Source organism: Neobacillus drentensis (genome assembly GCF_036966985.1).
Taxonomy (GTDB): Bacteria; Bacillota; Bacilli; order Bacillales; family Cytobacillaceae; genus Neobacillus; species Neobacillus drentensis_E.
In genome coordinates, this window is sequence record NZ_JBALSN010000804.1 from 1 (window position 1) to 1,194 (window position 1,194).

A 1,194-nucleotide genomic window follows, 5' to 3' on the forward strand; every position below is an offset into this window, starting at 1 on the left:
ATTTTTTGACCGTGAATTCCGCGACATCATTGCGGCAGTGAATGTGTCTTTAGAAGATTGTCTCATGGTGGAATCTGGTGTCAATGCGAAAACAACACAGCTGTTTGAAGACATATTGGCGTCTAATGATGGCATTGATCTTGCTGAAGAGGTATCAGAAGAAGATTTGGCCATGATTTTATTCACCTCAGGTACAACAGGCAATCCAAAAGGCTGTATGGTCGGACATGGACGAATCTATCAATTTTTAACACGACGTGGGAATCGAGGATTTGATCTGAAAGGAAAACGGTACTTGGCAAGTCATCCGCTGTATCATATGAGTTCTATTAATCACTTGATTGCAGCTGCAATTGAAGGGTATACGTTAGTCTTCTTACATGATGCAACACCGAAACGCATTTTAGAAACGATTGAGAAAGAAAGAATTACGTTTATGATGGCTTTCCCATCAGCTTATACGTACATGCTAGAAGAAATGAAGCGCGGTTCGTACGATCTCTCATCTTTTGAAATTGCGATTTCTGGTGGTACGAAGGTACCGGTACGCTTAATTAAAGATTACAAAGAAGTAGGCATTCAGATGATGCATGGCTATGGAAGTACAGAAGCGTGGGTTGTGAGTGCGTGGCATCCAGCGAGGGGCGAGGATAAGATGGGCTCTGCTGGTAAAGTGGATCCGGATGTAGAAGTCAAAATCGTGCATCCTGAGACAGAGGAGGCGCTCCCAGCTGGAGAAATTGGTGAGGTCGTCATGAGAAGCCCATTTTATTTCTTAGGCTACTATCATCAACCTGAAGCGACAGAGAAAGTGCTCAAAGATGGCTGGTTCCATATGGGGGATGCAGGCTATCTGGATGAAGACGGTTTTCTTTATATCACAGGGAGATACAAAGATGTGATTCTATACGGTGGGGATAATATTTATCCTGACCAAGTGGAAGAGGTCATTGATCAAATTCCAGGTGTAATTGAATCTGCTGTCATTGGGGTACCAGATGACTTATATGGTGAAGTACCAAGTGCGTATATCGTAAAAGACGAATCTGTCGATTTCTGCGAAGAAGATGTGGTGAATTACTGCAAGGAACGTTTAGCAGATTACAAAGTGCCATCCATTCATTTCACGCAGGATCTGCCAAAGAATAAACTTGGTAAAATCATGAAGAAAGATTTACGTGAATTGGTTGTGAA

At 42.5% G+C, this 1,194-nt stretch carries 1 protein-coding gene; it reads left to right on the forward strand.

Annotated features, from left to right (window positions below):
• A partial coding sequence (locus V7659_RS31905) for a class I adenylate-forming enzyme family protein (protein ID WP_335543970.1) occupies positions 1 to 1,194 on the forward strand: 1,194 nt, incomplete at both ends.